Source organism: Rickettsia montanensis str. OSU 85-930 (assembly GCF_000284175.1).
Lineage (GTDB): Bacteria > Pseudomonadota > Alphaproteobacteria > Rickettsiales > Rickettsiaceae > Rickettsia > Rickettsia rickettsii.
The window spans coordinates 227,331-248,655 of record NC_017043.1 but is presented as its reverse complement, the minus strand read 5'-3'; the positions used below and the strand labels follow the sequence as shown (position 1 = coordinate 248,655).

Below are 21,325 nucleotides of genomic sequence, written 5' to 3'. Positions count from 1 at the left end.
ATATATAAATAAAATTAAGTAAAGCAATGAATAAGGATATTTTTTTTCAATATTTAACAAAATTTTTTTTGTTATTTGGACAAGAATATTGTTATGCGATTATCATAATACTCGGATTTACTATATTTAGGAGGCAACTATTTGCACAAGCTATTTGTGTATTACTTTTCACTACAATTTTAAATATATTGTTAAAATATACATTTGAAATACCTTTGAATCCTGCTCTAAATATTAAAGGTTTTGCTTTCCCTAGCGGTCATATGAGCAGCGGCGTAGTATTTTACGGTTGGTTTTTTGCAAATATTAGATATTCCTTATTAAGAATAATAATAGTAGTGATTTTAACCGGTATGGGATTTTCGCTGATTTATAAGGGCTATCATTATCCGGTTGATATTATTGCATCTATAACAATTGGAATAATGGTTATTGCTGTTATATATAGCGTAACCAAAGAAGAGATTATTCAAAAATACCCTTATATTATGTTTGGAGCGTTTTTATGGCTATTAACCGTACCGATGGTAGCCTATCTTAAAATTATTGACGTGAGTTGTCTTGCTTGGGTATGGACTGTATTTTGGGGATTACTCGGTTTTACTATTTCTGGGGGACTGTTTTATAAATATTTTGATTTTCCTCAATCAAAATTAAATCGTTTTATTAATTTAGCTATAATTGTCGCTTTAGTAGCTTTGATTGAATATATTAATTATTTATTCAAACAATATTTGGGATATAAGTTTTATTTAACTTGGTTCTTAATAGGTTTTAGTTTTCCATTATCGTTGAGGTTATGCCATATTCATATAAGATCAACGTATTAGTATATGAAGTAGGTTAAGTTGCACTTCACTTCTTTATTTATCGTATAAAGCGAAGTTTCCTATTGACTTTTATATAAAACAGTATAAGTTTCTTTACAATTTAATTTTTTATAAAGAATTTATGCTCGGCTATGAGAAAGCACAAAGCAGCTTAAATCGTAATCAAAAAGAAGCAATAGGTTTATTATATGTTGGTACATTTTTTGAATATTTTGACCTTATGCTTTATGTACATATGGCAGTAGTATTCAATGAATTGTTTTTTCCAAAGGCTGATCCAAAAGTAGCTTTTATTTATTCTGCATCTGCTTTTTGTTCAACATATTTATTAAGACCTTTTGGAACTTTAATATTTGGTTGGATAGGAGACATTATAGGACGTAAAACAACAATTATTACTACCACCTTTTTAATGTCTATATCTTGTTAATTATGGCTACTTTGCCCTCATATGAAGCAATAGGAATTAAAGCTGTATGGCTAGTAACAGCTTGTCGAGTTATTCAAGGAATGGTTTCTATGGATGAAATAGTAGGTGCGGAATTATATTTAGCAGAAACTATACAGCTACCTGCAAGATACATGGCGGTATCTATTATCGGAGTTTTTGGAGCATTAGGAGCAAAATTTGCTCTAGGAATAGTAGCCTTAGTTACCTCTTATAGTTTAAACTGGCGTTTAGCATTTTTTGTGGTGCTATTGTTGCTTTTATTGGTTCTATAGCTAGAACAAATTTAAGAGAAACTCCTGAATTTGCCGATGCTAGAAGAAGAATTAAAAAGACTTTTGATAAAGCTAAAATTGATATTAAAATCTAGTCCAGCTTTATAACAAAAGGTTAGCAGAAAAAATACAATTGCTTATTTTTTAATTGAATGTACAGGACCTTTAGGTTTTGTATTATTTATATCTATTGCGGGAGTATTTTAAAAGATAAATTTAATTTTACTGATTCTCAAGTAATACAGCAAAATTTGGGAGTTGGCAATAAAGGAGCAGCAATTATTAGTGAGTTGTTTCATTCAAAACTACCGTTAAAATCCTTAGATATAGGACAAATTAATATTACTGCAGAAGGGATAGACGTTATCGCAAATAATATTAGCAGTGCAAAATTAATGTCGTTAAATTTAGGGTATAATAACCTTAGAAACGAGGGAGTCATAAAATTACTTCATGCTTTAATGGCTAATCAATATATTAAAGAATTAATATTAAATGAAACAAGAATCTCCGAAAAAAGTGCAGAGGTAATTGGAGGTTTTTAACCTCAACATCTATTGATGCTTTAGATTTAAAACAAATAACTTAGGGGATAAAAATATATAGCATCTGCTTTAAAATTAAATCCATGGTTAAAAGCTCTAAATCTTAATAACAATAATTTAACCCAATAATAATATAAAAGAACTTACTACTGCATTAACCGAAAATAAAGCGTTAGAAACTTTAATAAGCAATAATATTGAAATAGGAGATCTAAGTTTTGAAGCAATAGCGAACATGTACAAAAAAAATAATTCTCTAAAAAAATTAGCTTTTATGAACATTAAATTAGGAGATCTAGGAGCCGCCTATCTTGCTACAGTATTTTTTTATCACAAAGATCACCTACAACATATAAAGGAATTAGATCTAAGAGATAATAACATAACCAATTTGGGTGCGGAAAGCTTAAAAAGCATTCCAGGTAACATGACGATTTTAGTAGACGGTAATGATATTGATAATTCAATATTTGAGAAAAGTGTTGAGGCTTTAGGAGAAAATAATTAAAATTATAAAGTAATATTTATATGGCAAATCTAACAAATGCACAGAAAGAAAGGTTAACAGTAGAGTTTGTTAAATATGTAGATAGCCAGACAGTAGAGGATATCATAAGAGATAAAAAATCGAGAGAGGCTTTATTAAAAAGTATTATATTAAACGAATCTATATCTGCCTTAAAAATCCTTACTGAACACTATAAGAAAATACACAAAAATAATAGTGAAGCCCTTGATGAAAGTTTTGAAAAATTAGCAGTTCTAGCGGTTTTAGCAGGTAAAACAGAAAAGATTATTCCAAAAGAACTTGTTCCTTATAATGGCATTGCATGTTGGATTTGCCGACGAGAATCCTACCCACGGGCTGTTAAATGACAACAACAACTTTTAGTAGCGTTCAACGAATTACATAATTCTAGTGTGAACACAAATAAAGTTGAACAAATTGAGACACATACCACAAAAGTTTTTAAATATTTACAAGATTATGCTACTTACACAGCTTTACCTACAGAAGAGCAAAAAAATTTTCTACAACAACAAAATCTATCTACTCAACGAAAAGCGCTACTTCTAGATGCTGCACAATATTATTATAAAAATAATAGTGACCATAAGGATATATTACCACGCATTTTGCAAGAGCTAGAAAAATATCCGAATAATAATCAATAAACGCAAACATAGTGTCAGTGAGAATGAAGAGTTAACGCTAAGTGATAGCGAAGATGAGGCACTTAATAGCAGTGTTAAGAAGCAGTTAAGTAAAAAACTTGAAGTAAGCAACTTTGATGAGGTGATGCCCATACTTTTTGATCTAGTCAAAAACTTGAAATTTAGTAATCTTACTCGCGTCGAAAAAGAAAACCTTACGAATTTATTATTACAAGAAGAGCTAAATGTAAATGGAAAATATAATTGAACTGAGCGTTTAGCGGCTGTAAATGATAATAAAGAGTTACTGAATAAGTTTGATAGGGAAGCGGTAATTACGGCAAATATAGATTTTAAAGCAATTGATACAAATTACAAGATGCTCTTTTATATAAGATAGCTAAAGAAATTAAGATTATCAGTTTAGAAGGTAAAAATCTAGAACACTTAAAAGAGATACACCGCTTTATAATGAGAATCGTGAACAATATATAACGGGCGTAATTAATGAGATTCGTGGTAAAGGATATAATGTAATTGCAAGTGTCGGCTCTAGTCATCTGGTTAATTTAGAGAAAAACTTAGAAAACAGTAAAAAACATGATATAGGATTTAGTCACATACCTAGAAAAATACTACAGAAAGCTTTAAATATTGGAAGTGCCATTCCAACAAGAATGGTTAACATAAGAGCAAGCACTAAAGGTAATAGTATGGTACAACGGAAAGCTTTAAACGATCAGTCAAAAAGAAATATCTCAATTGGGAGATAACTCTATATAGAAGAAAAATCTTTATTTCCCAGGAATAAATGTGTTTCTTTCTTGCTTAAATCTCACTTGGTAAAGCTAAATCCACCTCGCTCAAAATATAGCCCGTTCCAGCTTACGGCATTTAACTAAGCCTTTAAGTTCTTTATCCTTTACATAGGTAATTGTGTTTAAGAAGTCAAGATAAGAGCTAACTTTTTGGCTTTTCCTTTTTCTACGAGTCTTTTATAAAAAGGTTTAACTACAGAATTATATCTTACAGACGTAACAGCTGCCATATATAATGCTGCCCGCATCGTTTTTCTACCACCTTTAGTTTTTGCTAACCTAACACTTAAACCTTAAAAGCTTGATTTTATGCCGCGTCCGCCGTTTGATTCATTCATAAAAGTGAAAGAAATTGAAGAATGGTGCACCCGAGAGGAGTCGAACCCCTAACCTTATGATCCGTAGTCATATACTCTATCCAATTGAGCTACGGGTGCTAAGTTTGAAGTACTTATTTCTAAGCCTTATTTCTTGTTGCTAACATACGGAGAAGCATATATAAGAGCATAGCATTTGTCAAGAAACATAGAGTGTTCTTATGTTTCTCTGAACAATAAAGTATAAAAAATTACAATTAATAGTTGAATTATCATATTATATAGTGTATATGGAGGTTCATAAATTGATATGAGAAAAAAATGAATTAAATAAAATTAATCATAATTTACTTACTTTGGATTGATATGACTGCACAAGCAGACAATATATCGGAAAGTGCTAAAAATTTAGCGGTAATTAACTCTTTAAATGTTGAGGAAAAGTGGCAGAAAGGTAATGTAATAAATTGTAAGTCGGGAGAAACTTTATCAGAAGAAACAGAAAAATATAACTCTCCTAAGTTAAAGTGTTTGACTCATTGTAGTTGTTTTGCGTATGCTGCTAGTGCAGCCTTGGGGCTTCCAAATCAGTCTCTACTGCCTCATCCTGAAAGCGCTAAAGAATTTATACCTACTTTATCAAATAAGCAAGCTGAGTGGCTTGAAACAGACGGAATAAAGAACGGATGGAATTTTGTTAAAGCAGGAAATCGTGATGATAATTTTATTCAAGCACAAAAATTTGCTAATCAAGGATATTTTGTTGTATCCGTATATAAAAATGCTAATCCAAAAAGAGCAGGGCATATTGCCGTTGTAGTACCAAGTAGTAAGGATATAGAGAAAATAAAAAATGAAGGACCGGACACGGCTCAAGCCGGTAATATTAATTTTTCCTGTAGCTCCTTGAAAAAGGGTTTTAGGAATAAAAAAGATGCATTTAAAAACAACGAAATAAAATATAACAGATATTAGTAAGGTAACCGGACAGTTTTTATTCGATGTCATTCCCGTGGGGCATTGCCTGTGTGGATCAATTTCCTGTTGTCATACCGTGGCTTGACCACGGGATCCATAAATATGATAAAAAAAATACTAGTATTTTTAACTGGACCCAGCAGAGGTACAGGCTACGGGGTGACAATGGTGGAATCGATCTACGCAGGCAATATCTTCCTGCAGCAGCGGGAACCCTCAGTGTTTTAAGTTATTTTTTTGGGTACCGTGGTCAAACCACGGTATGACACAGTGGATTTTACTGATTCACGCAACAATATCTTGCGGGAATGACGCCGATTTATACAACAACATCCCTGGTTTGCAGGAATGACATAATCAGCTTTTTTAGTTATTGGCTATTTTAGAGATTTATGCAACAGCATCTACCCATGAACTTTCTATGCTACCGGCTAGCTCCACTTGAGGAGTTTCGCTGTAGCTTGGTAAGTTATCATACACAAGATGAGCTAAGCCGGCTATTCCGTTTACTATCCCTGCTGTATTTTCATAAGCAAATTTTGCTGCTTCTATTCCTGTATAAGTCGTATTAAGTACTTTATAACCGTAACCGGCTGCTGTAGCAGCAGACGTTGCACAACCTACAGCAGCTTCTGTAGCATTTGCAAAATACTCAAATGTTGCTTCAGACACTTTTACTCCTGCATATGTAGTCGAATTATTTACTACTTTTTCAGGTGACATGTTATTAGAAACTGTATTTAAATAGATAGCTAAACATAATTTTTCCCCTTTAAAAATTTTGATTAAATTTAATTTTTACCTAAAAAAGTAATAATCAATTAATATATTCTAACTGAATATTATTAATGCGTTATTGATAGTTCCTTTTTTGTCTTAAGTGCATTACGCACTAATAGACTGTCGCATGTTAAGAGAGAATATTAATTATTTCTTAAAAAATTAATAAATTTTTTACTACAATACCTAACAACCATATTCTATCATTGACCGTCTATCTCATATGTGGTTATGTCTATACTATTCTAAAAAATATTATATGTAATGATGTTATTTAAAATAAATCCTGAATGGATATTGAATTTTAGAAGTGAAATGTTAACTAGCTGGTTTAAAATATTTCCCTTTTTCGCTAGTGATTATTTTTACATTACAATTATTGCGGTTGCTTACTGGTTAAATCCAAGAAAGAGATTATTTTTGGATTTAGGCTGGCTTATATCATTTGCAACACTATTGAATGTTATTATTAAAAAGGCTTTTTCTATTCCTCGTCCGCCTAGTACATTACATATGTTACCTATTAATGATGGATCATTTGGTTTCCCTAGTGGAGATGTACAGGTGGCTACTGTTTTCTTTATGATAATATTTTTATCATTTAATTCAAAAACGTTAAAAATAATATCTATCGCAATGATTATCAATATTATGCTTTCACGCCTATATCTTGGAGTACATAGTATATATGATGTTATAGGCGGTATGATTTTTGGAGTGTTAATTGTTTTAGTTTATAGAAGTAATTTTATGCAAGCACAAATAAGTAGATGGGAAGATAGTGCTAAATATTATTATTGTATATTGGTTTTTGTGATAGGTATATGTTTCTTTTTATGGAAAGACAGTCCTTTTCCCTTACTGCTTTTATTACCAATAGGAACTTTATTGGGTTATGGTATCGTATATATTTGTTTTAAATATAATTCTGATTTGATCTTAAATAATGCTCAGAAAACTATAGGTATAATTATTAGTTTCATTCTGTTATTCTTTTTTTATAAAACTTTTCCTATAATAAAAAATTCAACAATATTATTTAATTTTACACTTTTGCTTAAATTTGCTTTATTACCTGTTTTGATTTATATTTTACTTCCTGTGATGCAAAGAGAACTAAAAAATAGATTAAATTAAATTTCTTTCACAAAATCCAATGTACAGATTTACAACTATTCGCATGATAATCTAATATATCAAGTATTGATAAAGTACTTACATTCTTTATAATAAATATAACATTGAAAATGGTTGTATTATGAGTATCAAACTAGATTCTTACGAACAAGATATTGAAGATAATTTTGAAAAGCAGCAAAAAATTGATGATAGAAGTGAAATAGCTTTGCTTCAAAAATTTGCAAAAGCACATCTTAGTAAAAAAAGATCTGTTACTATTAGGATTGCAGAACATGACATAGAAGCAATAAAAATTAAAGCTTCTAAGCATGGTTTGCCTTATCAGACCTATCTTAATATGCTAATTCATTCAGACGCTACTAAACTCTAAATATTATGACCAAGTATAGATATAATCATGAAAAGAACGTTAAGTTATTGCATGAGCGTGGTATAGGCTTTGAAGAAATAATACAGTCGATTGCTGACGGTAATTTATTAAATATTAAATTACATCATAATCAAGAGAAATATAAAGGTCAAAAAATTTTATATGTTCGAATGATTGCACAAGTATATGCAGTACTTTATATAAAAGGTGATAAAGATGCTATTTTCCTTAACACTTTATTTCCTAGCAGAAAAGCAAAAAAGGAATTTTTAAAAAATAAGAAATAATATATGTGTTTTATAGAAGAATTTATAAATAAAGGATATTTCCATCAATGTACCGATTTGGATCGGTTAACTGCTATAACGAAAGAAACAAAAATAGCTGCGTATATAGGTTTTGACTGTACTGCTACATCACTCCACATCGGTAGTTTAATGCAGATAATGATTCTGCGATTGCTTCAGCAGCACGGGCATAAGCCTATTGTAATTATCGGTGGCGGTACGAGTAAAATCGGTGATCCTACTTGGAAAGACGAAGTGCGCAAAATTTTAAGCAAAGAAGATATAGCTAAAAATGCCGAAGGTATTAAAAAATCTTTGTCGAAGTTTATCAAATTCGGTGACGGTAAAAGTGATGCTATTATGCTGGATAACGCAGAGTGGTTAGATTCGTTCAATTATCTAGATTTTCTACGGGATTTCGGTAGCTATTTCTCGGTAAACCGTATGCTGACTATGGATTCGGTAAAACTAAGGCTTGAGCGTGAGCAGCATTTAAGCTTCTTAGAATTTAACTATATGTTATTGCAAGCCTATGATTTTTACTATTTAAGCAAGCATTACAATTGCAGCTTGCAACTTGGCGGTAGTGATCAGTGGGGCAATATCGTAATGGGAGCGGATTTAATTCGTAAAATAAGCGGCCAAGAAGTATTCGGTATGACGACACCGCTACTTACGACTAGCTCCGGTGCTAAGATGGGCAAGACTGCTGCGGGAGCGGTATGGCTTAATGAAGATTTGCTAAGCCCGTATGATTATTACCAATATTGGCGTAACTGCGAAGATGCCGACATAGTTAGATTTGCCAAATTATATAGCGAGTTCACTCAAGAAGAGCTTAATAGGTTTGAGAGTTTAGCGGCAGAAGATATTAATGCAGCTAAAAAACAGCTTGCTTATGAGCTAACTAAGCTTTGTCACTCGGAGCAGGCAGCAAAATCAGCTCTAGAAACTGCAGTAAAGATATTTGAAGAAGGACAAATCGATGAGAATTTACCTACCGTTGTTTTAGAGCAGGAAGTATTACAAGCAGGTATTAGTGCATATGAATTATTTCATGAAGCAGGGCTTGCTACTTCTAAATCGGAAGCACGCAAGCTTATAAGAGGGAATGGTGCTAAGATAAATGATAGATTAGTCGAAGATGAAAATATGATAATTAACACTAATTTCTTACTTGATAAAAATGTTATAAAGCTCTCTGCCGGTAAGAAAAGACATATATTGGTTAGGGTTTGAATATTTTTCTAGATTACCATGTTCCCTTCAGTTGCAGCATTATTGTATGGCTCAAATATATTATGTCTAATTGAAACTGCAACTTTCAATTAGACAAATTGTATATTTTCTATCTCATGAGCCCTTATAACATAAGTTAAATTCAAATTTAAACAGTAATGACTAAAATAAGGCTTGATGAATATTTGTTGCAAAAAGGTTTTGTAACAGATATTACCATAGCACGAAGCTTGATTATCCAAGGTAAAGTACATAATAAGCATGAGCAGTTAATTAAGCCTGGGATACAGGTTAATATAAATGACACCGACATTAAGGTAAAGCTACCGAAGCATAATTATGTTTCAAGAGGGGCATTAAAATTAATTGCCGCTTTGGATTATTTTAAAATTGATCCCGAAAATTTAGTTTGTATTGATATCGGTAGTAGCACCGGCGGTTTTACGGAAGTGTTACTTGAGCGTAAAGCAAAATTAATTTTTGCCGTAGATGTCGGTTATGGCGAACTTCATCCTAAATTACGCGACAATCCACACATTAAGGTGCTTGAGAAGACTAATGCACGATATTTAACCGATAAACAAATAATAACGAAGCCTGATTTAATTGTTTGCGATGCCAGCTTTATTAGTTTAACTGCTATATTACCGACTGCACTAAATTTAGTTAAAGAAGATTGCATGCTTATTGCTTTAATAAAACCGCAGTTTGAGGTCGAAAAGCATGAAGTAGAGCAGGGAGGAATTATTAAAAATCCTCTCTTACATCAAAAAGTATGCGATAAAATCAAAGATTGGCTTGAGAAAGAGCATAATTTTAAAATATTCGGTATAATAGCAAGTCCAATACTAGGAGCTAAGGGGAATCAAGAGTTTTTAATATGCGGAAAAAGAAAAACGGTTATTTTTCTATAGTTTATCCTTAATTTGAATTGTTTTAGTAATCATTGCATCTTCTAATGTATAATGATTCAATGTTTTTATAAATGCTTCACTTGCTTCTTTAATAAAATGTTTAAATTGGCATGAATTTGTAATTCTGCAGCTATTAGTATTTTTGTTGAAACATTCTACTATATCCATATTAGGTTCTAATTTTTCTATTATATCTCCCAACTTCGTGGAAGAAGGGCTAAATGCTAGCTTAATTCCTTTTCCTTTACTACTATTAATATATCCTAATTGTGCTAATCTATGAATCACTTTTATCAAATGATTAAAAGAAATATTATAGTACTCTGATATCTCTTTTACGCTACAAATTCTTTCCGGTTTTGAAGCAAGATATATAAGGCTACGTAATCCGTAGTCGGTAAAACTTGTTAACTGCATAAAAATTTTATTTATATTGAATCGGATATAGAAAACAATAAAGATCTTGTTCTTATCAGCGGCGGGTCGGGAGAAAGCCATTCTATTTCTAGAATTAATAGTATAACAAATGAAGAAAATGTTAAGCTTCCCGCCATTATGCACATTATTCACTCTACTAGAAATAAAAACAGTGATACATTTCAATTAGATGCAGCTGTAAAAAAATTAACTGATATTGCAGCAATATGCGATACTGAAATTCACTATGATAAATTTTATACTCAAGATAGTTATAATAATATTAATGAGAACGATAATATACATTATCATACCGGTAGAATAGCTGAAGAATTTTTATTAGGCCTTTTAAAAGGTGAAACTGATGAAATTTGTGGTCCTCATTCTTTTAACGATCATGTGCAGCATATATTAGAAGCGAAAATGGGGGTTATGTATACTCGTAGAAGCATTTTGTTCATCAGGAGGAGACTATGATCCATCTCTAAGTGGACAAGAGGGATTATCGAGTATTTGCCCATTTATGAATATGTAGTTTTACAAAAATATAAAGTTAAATATTGCTTATATATTCTAATTAGTGTATTTTCGTTACGGATAAGCATTATAAAAATTATAGATAGGTGGGTTTATCCCACCTTTTTTGTTATAAATATCAAATATGCAAACTATTGAACAACAAATAACAAACGTAATAGAAGAATCCTTGACGGATATGGGGTTTGAGTTAGTTCTTGTTAAGTTTAAAGGTGTTAACCCTAAAGTAGTCGAGATATTGATTGATAGCTTAAACGGCGAAAAAATATCTGTGGAAGATTGTACTAAAGCAAGTAGGACTATCTCCGCTATTCTAGATGTTGAAGATTTAATAGAAGCTGCATATTCTTTAGAGGTAGCATCAAGCGGTCTTGAACGTCCGTTAGTAAAGTTTGAAAATTATAATAGATTTTTAGAAAGAGAAGTTAAAATCAAACTTAAAGAATTATTGAATGGCAAAACTCGTTATCAGGGTAAAATAATTAAAGCCGAAAATAATAAAATATATTTAAAATGTGAAGAACAAGAAGTACTAATTGATTATGATTTAATTAAAAATGCTAATCTAGTTTTAACTGAAGAAGTATTTAAAAAATTGCTAAAGCAATAAGAGATAATGTATGTCTAATATAGGTAATGTAGAAATTTTACAAATTATAGATTCTGTAGCCCGTGAGAAAGGAATATCAAAAGAAATTTTGATTTCAACGGTTGAACAAGCGGTACAAGCAGCAGGACGAAAAAAATACGGTAATGAATATAATATTAAAGCTCAGATAAATAGGAAAACCGGTGAGATAAATCTTTTAAGGATATTAAAAATAGTAGAAGATGTAGAAGATTACTTAACACAAATCTCACTTGAAGAAGCTTTAATAAAGAATCCGGAAGCTAAAATTGGTGATGAGATATATGAATATTTACCGCCGATTGATCATGCTAGAGTATCGGCTCAAGCTGCAAAACAAGTTATAACTCAACGTGTTATAGAAGCTGAACGTGAAAAACAATATCATGACTTTAAAGATAGAAAAGGCGAAATTATAAACGGGATAGTTAAGAGAATAGAATACGGTGATATAATAGTTGACTTGAGTCGTGCTGAAGCAATAATAAAAAAAGATCAATTAATTAAGGGTGAGAATTTTAAACCTAATGATCGTATAAAAGCATATGTGCAGGATGTAAGGCAAGAAACAAAAGGACCGCAGATTTTCTTGTCTAGAGCAGATAACCAGATGCTAGTTAAACTATTTAAGCTAGAAGTACCTGAAATTCTTGAAGCTATTATTCAAGTAAAATCAGTAGCACGTGATCCCGGTTCAAAAGCAAAAATAGCGGTATTTGCTTCGGATAGTAGTATAGATCCCGTAGGCTCATGCGTAGGTATTAGAGGTAATAGAGTAAAAGCCGTAACAAATGAATTAAACGGAGAGAAAATTGATATAGTATTATGGAGTAATGATCTTGCACAGTTTATAGTTAATGCTCTTGCACCGCTTGCACCTGGGGAAATCACAAAAATTTTGATTGATGAGGATAGGCATAAGGTAGAAGTAGTGGTTTCGCAAGAAAGTCAAAGTATTGCAATAGGTAGAAGAGGGCAGAATGTTCGTTTAGCTTCTCAGCTTACAGGTTGGAATATCGATATAATGACCGAAGAGCAAGAATCAAAAAGAAGAAATGAAGAGTTCTTAACTTCTACGGAATTATTTATGGAAGCTTTAGATGTTGAAGAAGTTATAGGTCAGCTTTTATCGGTAACGGGATTTAATTCAGTAGAACAAATTGCTAGTAGTGAGATTAGTACTTTAACAAGAATCGAAGGCTTTGAGGAGGAACTTGCCGTAGAGATTAAAAATCGAGCTATTAATTACGTTGACCTTAAGAATGAAAAGATTCTCAAAAAGCTAGAGGATCTAGGAGTTGAGCAAGAATTAATAGATATATTAGAATTATCGCTTGAATTAATATTAAAATTTGCCGAATATGGTATAAAGACCATAGAAGATTTAGGAGAGATGAGCGTAAATGAATTTAAAAATTTAGCTCCAAATTCTAATATAACGGACGAAAATATTAAATTGCTGATTAAAACTGCTAGACAGCATGGTGAATTGAAGGATAGTTAGTGGGTTGAATGTAGGGTGTATGTCATTCCTGCGAAAGCAGGCATCCAGAATAAATAGCTTAGTAATTATGGTGTCCTTGATAAAATAAACCTATAAAAACAAGTTTTTTTATAGATTTTAGTGGATTCCCGCTTTCGTGGGAATGACATAAACGAGCCATGCGAGCAACGCCGCTTTTAGCTAGGAATGACATAATCAAGTAGTAGACGGAAAAAACAGAAACACAAAGGTTTTAAATATGACGGATAACCAGGAAATCAAACCCAAAAAGTTGACACTTGGCAATTCAAAATTATCGCTTAATAAATCTTTTGACTCTCTTACAGGAGCTCAAAGCTTTGTTAATGCTAAATCTAGAACGCTAGTAGAAGTTAGAAAAAGCTCTACCAGTAGTGCTACTACCCTTTCATTAAATAAAGAAAGGAATAGCTTAGATCAAACTGTTATTGATGCTAATAAGGAAGAATTTAACAGACGTTTATCTATTCTTAAAAAAGCTGCTGAGCAATCTAAATTAAATGACCCTTCAAAAATAAGCACTTTAAGTAAACTTGCAAGTATTAACCAGTCTGCTAACTCAAAAATGGAACCGCTAGAAACTGATAAAGAAGTTAAACAAAAACAGCAAAATACCGAAGAAAATAAAGTAGAAGTTAGTGCTAAAATCGTTCAAGATGATGAAGATATACCGTCACAAATACCTAAAAAGAAAGAAGCAACTTTTGTAAAGTCTCCTTTAGTAGGAATGCGAACACGTTACGGTATAGAATCAGAGAAAGAATTAGATAAAACAGCAGATAGTAAAATAGTTGCACCAAAAATTAAGCTAGAAGAGCCAAAAAAATTCAAAAAAGCCGATCTTTTCAATATGCTTAGCGACGACGAAAGCGGCAGCGGTAGAACTAGAAGTCTTGCTTCTATAAAAAGAGCTAGAGAAAAAGAAAAGCGTAAATTAGTATCACAAGCACCTGAGAAAGTATATAGAGAAGTGACGATCCCGGAGGTTATAGGAGTCGGCGATCTTGCAAATGCTATGTCTGAAAGAGTGGCTGATGTAATTAAAGAATTAATGAAACTCGGTATTCTTGCAAATGCTAGCCAAACAATAGATGCCGATACTGCAGAACTAGTTGCAACAAATTTAGGGCATACGGTAAAAAGAGTCCAAGAGTCAGATGTTGAAAATGTTTTAATTAGTGATGATAAGGTTGAGGATTTAAGAACGCGTGCTCCGGTTGTGACGGTAATGGGTCATGTCGATCATGGTAAAACCTCATTGCTTGACGCTCTTAAGTCTACAGATATTGCTGCAGGTGAGCTAGGCGGAATTACACAACATATTGGGGCTTACAGAGTAACTCTTGCAGACGGTAGAGCAATTACTTTTATTGATACTCCGGGGCATGAAGCTTTTTCGGAAATGCGGTCAAGAGGTGCTAAAGTAACGGATATAGTTATTATAGTGGTAGCAGCAGATGATGGAATCAAAACGCAAACGGTTGAGGCAATTAATCATGCGAAAGCAGCTGGTGTTCCTATAATTGTAGCTATTAATAAGATTGATAAGCCTGATATTGATATTGAGCGTGTAAAGAACGAATTATATGTCCACGAAATTATCGGCGAAGAGGCAGGTGGTGACGTTATGGTTATTCCTATCTCGGCACTAAAGAAAATTAACTTAGATAAACTTGAAGAAGCAATTTTATTAATTGCAGAAATGCAGGATTTAAAGGCAAATCCTTTCGGTTCAGCTGCCGGTGTTGTAATCGAGTCAAAAATTGAACAAGGAAGAGGAACGCTAACCACTATATTAGTTCAGCGAGGTACTTTAAGAAACAGTGATATTATAATAGCTGGTACTTCTTACGGTAAAGTTAAAAAGATGACTAATGATAAGGGACTAGAAATAGTAGAAGCAACTCCGTCTGTTCCTGTAGAAATTCAGGGTTTAAATGAAGTGCCTTTTGCCGGCGATAAATTTAACATAGTACAAAGTGAGAAACAAGCAAAAGATATAGCCGAATATAGAATGCGTCTTGCTAAAGAAAAAAAAATATCTATTGCACCGCGTTCAAGTTTAGAAGATTTGTTTTTAAAAGCTTCCGGTAATAGTAAAATTAAGGAATTACCTTTAATTGTTAAAGGTGATGTTCAAGGTTCGGTTGAAGCTATTTCAGGTAGCTTATTAAAATTATCGAGTGATGAGATAAAGCTTCGTATACTTCATAGCGGCGTAGGTCCGATAACGGAATCCGATGTATCTCTTGCACATGCTTCTTCGGCTATTATTGTCGGCTTTAACGTTAGAGCAGGGGCAAATGCCTTAACTGCCGCAGAAAAAGAAAAAGTCGATATTCGATATTATAGCATAATATATCATTTAATTGATGATATAAAAGCCATTATGAGCGGTATGCTTGATCCGATCATTAGAGAGCAGTATATCGGAAGTGCAGAAATTAGACAAATATTTAATATTACCAAAGTCGGCAAAATCGCCGGTAGCTATGTAACTAAAGGGATTATTAAGAAAGGAGCGGGCGTACGCTTATTACGTGATAATGTAGTCATTCATGAAGGAAAACTCAAAACTTTAAAACGCTTTAAAGACGAAGTTAAAGAAGTTAGAGAAGGATATGAGTGTGGTATAGCATTTGAAAATTACGAAGATATTAGAGAAGGAGACACAGTTGAAGTTTTTGAGCTAATTCAAGAACAAAGACAATTATAATATACTCGTTGAACTTCAAAAATTGGCTACATTATCATACAAGTACTGCGGCGTTGTTGCATGGATACTACTAAATCGTCATTGCGAGTAGTCGTAGACTGCATGGCAATCTCATGAAATCATAACCAAACTCCTAAGATTGCTTTGTCAATTACTTTGTAATTTCCTCGCAATGACGAAAAGTTAGAACCACGCAACAACGCCCTGCTTTCGCGGGCATGACATTTAGTAGAATATCCCTTTTTGATAGATTAATCAATTTTAAGTAAAATATAATAAAAAGTTAATAATTATTAGCCTTGATCTTGACCTCCTCATAATTTTTATTATAATGCAAAGCTGATTATTATAATCAGCAATGAGGAAGAATTATGGTAATAACATCAATTTTTAATAATTTACAAAATTTAATCTCACATAATACTGCTCAAAAGTCAGCCTCCTATCTTGCTAATGATGAATTTGAGTTTATAACTTCTCCAGAGCAAACTACTAATCAAGAAGAAAATACTGATTTTTTAGCAGCGTTAGATAATTCAATTAAGCAGTATGACAAAAAAAGTGCAAGATGTAATAAAAAAATAGTAGAAGCTCAAGCTAAATATCCTTTTTTGAATTCTAAAATAATCTTCCAAGAAGCAGTAAAAGGTCAGCCAGATACTCTAGGCATCTCTCAAATCAGATTTACAGATATTTTAAATGAGCTTGATGGTAGTGAAAAAGTAACTAACACACCTAAAAGTAAAGGTTTGTTCAGTAAATTTAGTTCATCATTAAAAACAGTTTATGATTTTGGAGTAAAGAGTTTTAATATAAAAAATACATCTAGTATTCTTTTTTCTAAAGTTGCTAAAACTTTTAATTTTGTGAGTAATAAAGTTTTTTCTTATTTAAATAATAACACTGAAGAAACATTTAATCTCTTAGATCAACTTGAAACTCTTTCTGATAATGAGTTAGTAGAAGAAATTTTAAACACGTCTGAAAATGAATTAGATGAAGTTTTTGAAAAGATGACATATAAAAAATTGGTGGAATTAATTAATAATATTTCCGATGAACAAGCACAAAAATTAGTTAGTTATATTTTGCCGGAGCATTTTGAAAAATTAATGAAATTTATTCCATTAGATAAATTAAATACATATATAGATACTACCATTTCTTTAGAAGAAATTACCGAGCAGGAACTAAAAAAATTATCAGATGAGGATATTTCTGATGAACAGCTTGAAAATATAATTATTTTAGCAGGAGAAGAAAAACTTGCAGAAAATTTTGATATTATTCCAAATAAAAATTTAGTAAGAATCATGAGTAATATTTCAAATGATAAGCTAGCAACAATAATTTCTCACGCCTCAGATGAAAGTTTAGTAAGAATCATTGATATTATTGACTCGGATAATCATGATTTATCGAAATCATTAGTTGGGCAAATAATAGCCTTAATACACGACAAGAAGTGTGTAAAGCAAGAATCAGGTGCAGTATCTGATAGTGATTCCGGATTCTCTGATTGTGAAGATGAAATAGAAGTATCAGACAATCAAGTAGAACACTCTAATAGTGGTTTTACTATAAGTTATCAGGTGGAATTATCTTATAATTATTTTGGAGTCTTTAATTATGAAGATGATGTAGTATACGTATAATAAAGCTCTTATGTTATTGCGTTAATTACAGAAATCCAGTAAATGGATTCCTACTTTTAACTAGGAATGGCATAATTGACTGCGATTTTAGCATCAGGAGGGCGTATGTATAGTGGCTCGATGGAGCTATTTAATTTTATATCGCTTGACAATCTACTAGCAATATATCTACAGGTAACCCAAGCTTTAACTCGTGCAAAACGTGGCAAGGTTATTATATTCGGCAAATGCATAATTTGGTGATATATAAATTCAAGTCCGCTACCGCAACAAACTATATTCACTTTCTCATTTGTAAGCAGTTTTATAGCATACTCGAAATCTATCAATAACGGCTCTTCTATTTTTCCTGATTTATGAAAAACTTGCATATAAAGCTGTGAGCGATAAGCGTTTAAAAAGACATATATTTTATCATAATCTTTAACTTGAGTTATGGCTCTAAAATAAGCATATTCAAAATTGCTAACCGCTACTGCTTTAATATTCTCCTTGGAAAATAATATACCTTTAGCACTAGCAAGTCCTATTCTAATGCCGGTAAAGCTACCGGGTCCGTTAGTTACCGCTAAATAATCTAAATCATCATATGAACATTTAGCTGATTTCATCACGTCTTCTATCATCGGCATTAGATTTTCTGCTTGCATAGAAGGACGTAATTCTTCTATACATGCAAGGATATTCTCATTTTTGGATATTGCTACCGATGCAGTATTATTGGCTGTGTCAAATGCTAGTATTTTCATAGATTATTATTTGAATAAGTCACTATGTGTACCGGTATGTAGTACCGGGAAATTTTTGAAAAGCCCTTATGTCATTCCTGCGAAAGCGGGAATGACATGGAATAAAATAGTAGAGGTTTGCAGAATCATATTAAATTAAGCTTTTTATACATTTCTTTATACGAAGAATATTTATTAATATTTAAACTTTTTGCTGATTCTTCTAATATTTTTATTGATTCTGCATTTAATTCTTTTTCCTGTTCTATTTTATAATATATCGCTTCTCTTACAAAATTCATAATAGTATCATTTTTATGTGCAGTGTGAACTTTAAGAAAATGATGTAATTCGTTTGGTATATCTATGCTTAGTCTAGTCATATTACATACTTATTTAAGTAATTACTTAAGTAGGTATATCATAAAATAAGAAAAATAAAAGTAAAAATATAGTCTCTAAAAATTATTTAAAGTATATTCAATAAAAGTTTGGCGTGCTTCAACCTGTCTACTATTATGAAATAAATATCTATTAAAAAAATAGTTTGTTAGAGCTAAAGCTTGCCGTTTTTCTTCTAATGTAATCTCACTATTATCTGAAAGTAGAAATTTTGGTAACATCAATAATTTATCTTTGTAAGGTTTTCCTACTTCATATGATAATGCTCTAGCTGATTTAGGTGATACATAGATTAAATCAGTTGTAACATGGCTCACGCCGCACTTGGTAAGATCAAGCTTATAACCCGTCTCGGCAAGTAAAGCTAGCTCAAAATTAATATAATCACGAAAACAAAAATTCTTTGATAAATTATCTAAATAGTTAATTAGAAATGAAAAAAATTTAGAATGTTCTGCTCTTTCATGAAATAACTCTTTGATTAAAGATATAACGGAATTAAAGGCATATAATTTAGCTTTATTTGTGATAAAATAACCGGTGTAAGATTTAATGAGTTCACATTTAGCCATGCCAATATGTTCATGTAATCTTGCCTGCCAAAGAAAATCTACAATATTCCCTTCTTGATATATAAATTTACTTTTTCTAGAAAATTCTTTTACAACTCCCGAATATAAACCATGATTTTTAGTAAAAACCGTAATAATAAATGTATTTTCTTTCAAAGGTTTTTTAGCAATTATTACTCCTATATCTTTGATATTCATGGTTTTTATTATTAAATTTTCGTCATTGCGAGGAAATGTAGGCTTTGTTGCATGGATAGGTTTATCCGTCATTGCGAGGAAAATTACGGAGTAATTGACGAAGCAATCCAGTTAAAAATGCTAATTTTTAGCATTTTTTTAATTATTTTCTGGATTGCTGTGCTCCTTTCAGTCGCTCGCAATGACGGTTTAATATCCGTACAACAATCCCCTAGCTTCCTCAGAATTCCCTGTATATGATATATTCTTATACCCTAGTTTGATTGCAGTAAATAAAGCGGCGTGATCCTCTCCTACATTTACGGTAAGATCTAAAACTTTTTCCGGAAATTCTTTACTTAGAGTTTTTAACATGTAATCAATTGCTAGCATACCGTAATATTTTACGCTAGAGGCATGATTTGTTAATATCAGCTGCTCTTCTACACTAGATAAAAAATTACGTGCTTCTTCCAAATTTCTTATTTCATAAACTATACTCATTTAATTATCTCTTTTAGGTCCTTTAAATGTGAGACGGAAGATATAAAGTCATACGTTAAATTTTCAAATTTAGAGCAGATAATCTTATTAAATCCAAGTTTTACGGCTTCTTTTATTCTTGTTTCTGCTTTTGCGGTTTTTCTTATTTCACCCGATAAGCTTATTTCGCCGAAAAAGACGCTATGTTCGGGTATAGGTTTGCCGGTTGCAGCAGATATTAAGCTCGCTGCTACTGCTAAATCAGAAGCAGGATCGGCAATTTTAAGTCCCCCCGCAATGCTTAAATATACCTCATAATTAACAAGATTAAGTCCTATCCTACTACTAAGCACGGCAAGTATCATTGATAACCTATTAGCATCCCAGCCCACCGCAGAGCGTCTAGGAGTTACCATATTTGAGGGTACTATAAGGGCTTGTACTTCCATAAGTAACGGTCTTGAACCTTCGATTCCTGCAAAAATAGACGTACCTATAACGTTCTGTTCTCGCTTCATTAAAAATAGTTCAGACGGATTTGTTACTTCAATAAGCCCGCTGCCGCTCATCTCAAATACTCCTATTTCACCCACACCGCCAAAACGATTTTTATATGAGCGTAAAATACGGAAATGATTATTATTATCTCCCTCAAAATATAGCACGGTATCAACTAAATGTTCAAGTATCTTAGGACCTGCTAGCTGTCCGTCTTTAGTGACGTGACAGCTTAATAAAATAATTATATTGTTTTGCTTAGCATAATTAACAAGCTCATTTGCACATGTACGAATTTGCGAAACAGTGCCTGGAGGCGATGATAATTCTTTTGTGGTAATTGTTTGAATAGAATCAATCACTATTAAATCAATATTGTTTTTATTAGCTTCTATACTTGCAATAATATCTTCCAAATTAGTAGCTGCTAAAATATCGGTATTATAGTTAGTTAGGTTTAGCCTTATGGCCCTTAATTTTATTTGGTCTAACGATTCTTCGCCCGTTATATATAAGCAATTCATCTTTGATGCAAAGTTACTTGCTGCTAGCTGTAGTAACAAAGTAGATTTGCCTATACCAGGGTCTCCTCCTATTAATATAGCAGAACCAAGCACTAAACCGCCGCCTAGTACTCTATTTAATTCACCTATAGGGGTAGGGATGCGTAACTGCTCGGTTACATGCCCTGAAAGCTTATCGAAGTCTTGCTTGCTACCGACTTTATTAACAATTGCTTGATTTGCACTTACTATCTCTTCGACAATACTACCCCATACACCGCAATCAAAGCACTGCCCTGACCATTTAGGACTAATATTTCCACAGTTAGAACATATGTAATGCTTTTTGGTCATGTTTGTTTTTTAATGTCTTGTTATGCGGTTCTATGTC

25 protein-coding genes, 1 tRNA gene and 2 pseudogenes are annotated in these 21,325 nt (G+C 32.1%); 18 read left to right on the top strand and 10 right to left on the bottom strand.

Going from position 1 to position 21,325, the window contains the following annotated elements:
* Window positions 1-26 precede the first annotated feature (26 nt).
* The 7 genes and pseudogenes from MCI_RS01375 to MCI_RS08340 all read left to right on the top strand — a co-directional run bounded on the left by MCI_RS01375 (window position 27) and on the right by MCI_RS08340 (window position 3,274).
* Complete coding sequence (locus tag MCI_RS01375) at window positions 27-830, top strand: phosphatase PAP2 family protein (RefSeq protein WP_014409350.1); 804 nt, start codon at window positions 27-29, stop codon at window positions 828-830.
* Window positions 831-951: 121 nt separating this feature from the next.
* Window positions 952-1,260 carry an MFS transporter gene (locus tag MCI_RS09370; RefSeq protein WP_232202685.1) on the top strand — a complete coding sequence of 103 codons (309 nt, stop codon included), beginning with the start codon at window positions 952-954 and terminating at the stop codon, window positions 1,258-1,260.
* A 2-nt stretch (window positions 1,261-1,262) separates the two neighbouring features.
* Complete coding sequence (locus MCI_RS09365; RefSeq protein WP_232202684.1) at window positions 1,263-1,553, top strand: proline/betaine transporter; 291 nt, start codon at window positions 1,263-1,265, stop codon at window positions 1,551-1,553.
* Window positions 1,554-1,810: 257 nt separating this feature from the next.
* Window positions 1,811-2,098: pseudogene (locus MCI_RS01360) on the top strand (hypothetical protein); the annotation flags it as partial.
* A gap of 235 nt (window positions 2,099-2,333) precedes the next feature.
* Entirely contained in the window at window positions 2,334-2,606 is a 273-nt protein-coding gene (locus tag MCI_RS01350) for a hypothetical protein (protein ID WP_014409347.1), read from the top strand.
* 20 nt (window positions 2,607-2,626) lie between these two features.
* Complete coding sequence (locus MCI_RS01345; RefSeq protein WP_014409346.1) at window positions 2,627-2,974, top strand: hypothetical protein; 348 nt, start codon at window positions 2,627-2,629, stop codon at window positions 2,972-2,974.
* Between the two features lie 45 nt (window positions 2,975-3,019).
* Window positions 3,020-3,274: a hypothetical protein gene (locus MCI_RS08340; RefSeq protein WP_014409345.1), complete on the top strand. Its 255-nt coding sequence runs from the start codon at window positions 3,020-3,022 to the stop codon at window positions 3,272-3,274.
* 919 nt (window positions 3,275-4,193) lie between these two features.
* On the opposite strand, the gene MCI_RS10610 is transcribed toward MCI_RS08340, so the two are convergent.
* On the bottom strand, window positions 4,194-4,301 hold the full coding sequence (locus MCI_RS10610) for a hypothetical protein (protein ID WP_410526314.1): 108 nt from the start codon (window positions 4,299-4,301) through the stop codon (window positions 4,194-4,196).
* A gap of 130 nt (window positions 4,302-4,431) precedes the next feature.
* A tRNA-Arg gene (locus MCI_RS01325) sits at window positions 4,432-4,508 on the bottom strand.
* 246 nt (window positions 4,509-4,754) lie between these two features.
* Between MCI_RS01325 and MCI_RS01320 the strand changes: the two genes are divergently transcribed.
* The gene (locus MCI_RS01320) at window positions 4,755-5,363 is read left to right on the top strand and encodes a hypothetical protein (protein WP_014409343.1); all 609 of its coding nucleotides are present in this window, start codon (window positions 4,755-4,757) and stop codon (window positions 5,361-5,363) included.
* A gap of 393 nt (window positions 5,364-5,756) precedes the next feature.
* Here MCI_RS01320 and MCI_RS01310 read toward each other — a convergent pair whose 3' ends face one another.
* Window positions 5,757-6,038: a hypothetical protein gene (locus tag MCI_RS01310; RefSeq protein ID WP_041404156.1), complete on the bottom strand. Its 282-nt coding sequence runs from the start codon at window positions 6,036-6,038 to the stop codon at window positions 5,757-5,759.
* A 372-nt stretch (window positions 6,039-6,410) separates the two neighbouring features.
* On the opposite strand from MCI_RS01310, the gene MCI_RS01305 reads away from it, so the two are divergent.
* The 5 genes from MCI_RS01305 (at window position 6,411) to MCI_RS01285 (ending at window position 10,096) form a co-directional block, all read left to right on the top strand.
* Window positions 6,411-7,283: a phosphatase PAP2 family protein gene (locus MCI_RS01305; protein WP_232202682.1), complete on the top strand. Its 873-nt coding sequence runs from the start codon at window positions 6,411-6,413 to the stop codon at window positions 7,281-7,283.
* A 121-nt stretch (window positions 7,284-7,404) separates the two neighbouring features.
* On the top strand, window positions 7,405-7,656 hold the full coding sequence (locus MCI_RS01300) for a CopG family antitoxin (RefSeq protein WP_014365670.1): 252 nt from the start codon (window positions 7,405-7,407) through the stop codon (window positions 7,654-7,656).
* A 5-nt stretch (window positions 7,657-7,661) separates the two neighbouring features.
* The gene (locus MCI_RS01295; RefSeq protein WP_014409339.1) at window positions 7,662-7,943 is read left to right on the top strand and encodes a hypothetical protein; all 282 of its coding nucleotides are present in this window, start codon (window positions 7,662-7,664) and stop codon (window positions 7,941-7,943) included.
* 3 nt (window positions 7,944-7,946) lie between these two features.
* The gene (gene tyrS, locus MCI_RS01290) at window positions 7,947-9,182 is read left to right on the top strand and encodes a tyrosine--tRNA ligase (RefSeq protein ID WP_014409338.1); all 1,236 of its coding nucleotides are present in this window, start codon (window positions 7,947-7,949) and stop codon (window positions 9,180-9,182) included.
* Between the two features lie 158 nt (window positions 9,183-9,340).
* Window positions 9,341-10,096, top strand: a complete 756-nt coding sequence (locus tag MCI_RS01285) for a TlyA family RNA methyltransferase (RefSeq protein WP_014409337.1) — start codon at window positions 9,341-9,343, stop codon at window positions 10,094-10,096.
* Here MCI_RS01285 and MCI_RS01280 read toward each other — a convergent pair.
* Window positions 10,091-10,513: an Rrf2 family transcriptional regulator gene (locus tag MCI_RS01280; protein ID WP_014409336.1), complete on the bottom strand. Its 423-nt coding sequence runs from the start codon at window positions 10,511-10,513 to the stop codon at window positions 10,091-10,093. The two genes, MCI_RS01285 and MCI_RS01280, sit on opposite strands and share 6 nt — an antisense overlap.
* Window positions 10,514-10,651: 138 nt before the next feature.
* Between MCI_RS01280 and MCI_RS01275 the strand changes: the two genes are divergently transcribed.
* From MCI_RS01275 to MCI_RS01255, 5 genes are all read left to right on the top strand, one after another.
* Window positions 10,652-10,990 carry a hypothetical protein gene (locus MCI_RS01275; protein WP_014409335.1) on the top strand — a complete coding sequence of 113 codons (339 nt, stop codon included), beginning with the start codon at window positions 10,652-10,654 and terminating at the stop codon, window positions 10,988-10,990.
* A gap of 184 nt (window positions 10,991-11,174) precedes the next feature.
* Window positions 11,175-11,660: a ribosome maturation factor RimP gene (gene rimP / locus MCI_RS01270; RefSeq protein ID WP_014014463.1), complete on the top strand. Its 486-nt coding sequence runs from the start codon at window positions 11,175-11,177 to the stop codon at window positions 11,658-11,660.
* 10 nt (window positions 11,661-11,670) lie between these two features.
* Window positions 11,671-13,182, top strand: a complete 1,512-nt coding sequence (gene nusA, locus MCI_RS01265) for a transcription termination factor NusA (RefSeq protein ID WP_014409334.1) — start codon at window positions 11,671-11,673, stop codon at window positions 13,180-13,182.
* Between the two features lie 238 nt (window positions 13,183-13,420).
* On the top strand, window positions 13,421-15,916 hold the full coding sequence (gene infB / locus MCI_RS01260; protein WP_014409333.1) for a translation initiation factor IF-2: 2,496 nt from the start codon (window positions 13,421-13,423) through the stop codon (window positions 15,914-15,916).
* Window positions 15,917-16,287: 371 nt separating this feature from the next.
* Window positions 16,288-17,571 (top strand): hypothetical protein, encoded by a 1,284-nt coding sequence (locus MCI_RS01255; RefSeq protein ID WP_014409332.1) that lies wholly within the window; start codon window positions 16,288-16,290, stop codon window positions 17,569-17,571.
* A gap of 56 nt (window positions 17,572-17,627) precedes the next feature.
* On the opposite strand, the gene tsaB is transcribed toward MCI_RS01255, so the two are convergent.
* The 6 genes and pseudogenes from tsaB to radA all read right to left on the bottom strand — a co-directional run bounded on the left by tsaB (window position 17,628) and on the right by radA (window position 21,288).
* On the bottom strand, window positions 17,628-18,320 hold the full coding sequence (gene tsaB, locus MCI_RS01250; protein ID WP_014409331.1) for a tRNA (adenosine(37)-N6)-threonylcarbamoyltransferase complex dimerization subunit type 1 TsaB: 693 nt from the start codon (window positions 18,318-18,320) through the stop codon (window positions 17,628-17,630).
* Between the two features lie 125 nt (window positions 18,321-18,445).
* The gene (locus MCI_RS01245; protein ID WP_014409330.1) at window positions 18,446-18,682 is read right to left on the bottom strand and encodes a hypothetical protein; all 237 of its coding nucleotides are present in this window, start codon (window positions 18,680-18,682) and stop codon (window positions 18,446-18,448) included.
* Between the two features lie 75 nt (window positions 18,683-18,757).
* A complete protein-coding gene (gene recO, locus MCI_RS01240; RefSeq protein ID WP_014409329.1) occupies window positions 18,758-19,471 on the bottom strand; it encodes a DNA repair protein RecO in 714 nt (237 codons plus the stop codon).
* 67 nt (window positions 19,472-19,538) lie between these two features.
* A pseudogene (locus tag MCI_RS10440) lies at window positions 19,539-19,679 on the bottom strand (zinc ABC transporter substrate-binding protein); the annotation flags it as partial.
* Window positions 19,661-19,954 (bottom strand): hypothetical protein, encoded by a 294-nt coding sequence (locus MCI_RS01235; RefSeq protein WP_014409328.1) that lies wholly within the window; start codon window positions 19,952-19,954, stop codon window positions 19,661-19,663. The gene MCI_RS01235 and the pseudogene MCI_RS10440, both read right to left, overlap by 19 nt.
* Entirely contained in the window at window positions 19,951-21,288 is a 1,338-nt protein-coding gene (gene radA, locus MCI_RS01230) for a DNA repair protein RadA (RefSeq protein WP_014409327.1), read from the bottom strand. Before radA ends, MCI_RS01235 begins: the two co-directional genes overlap by 4 nt.
* Window positions 21,289-21,325: the final 37 nt, after the last annotated feature.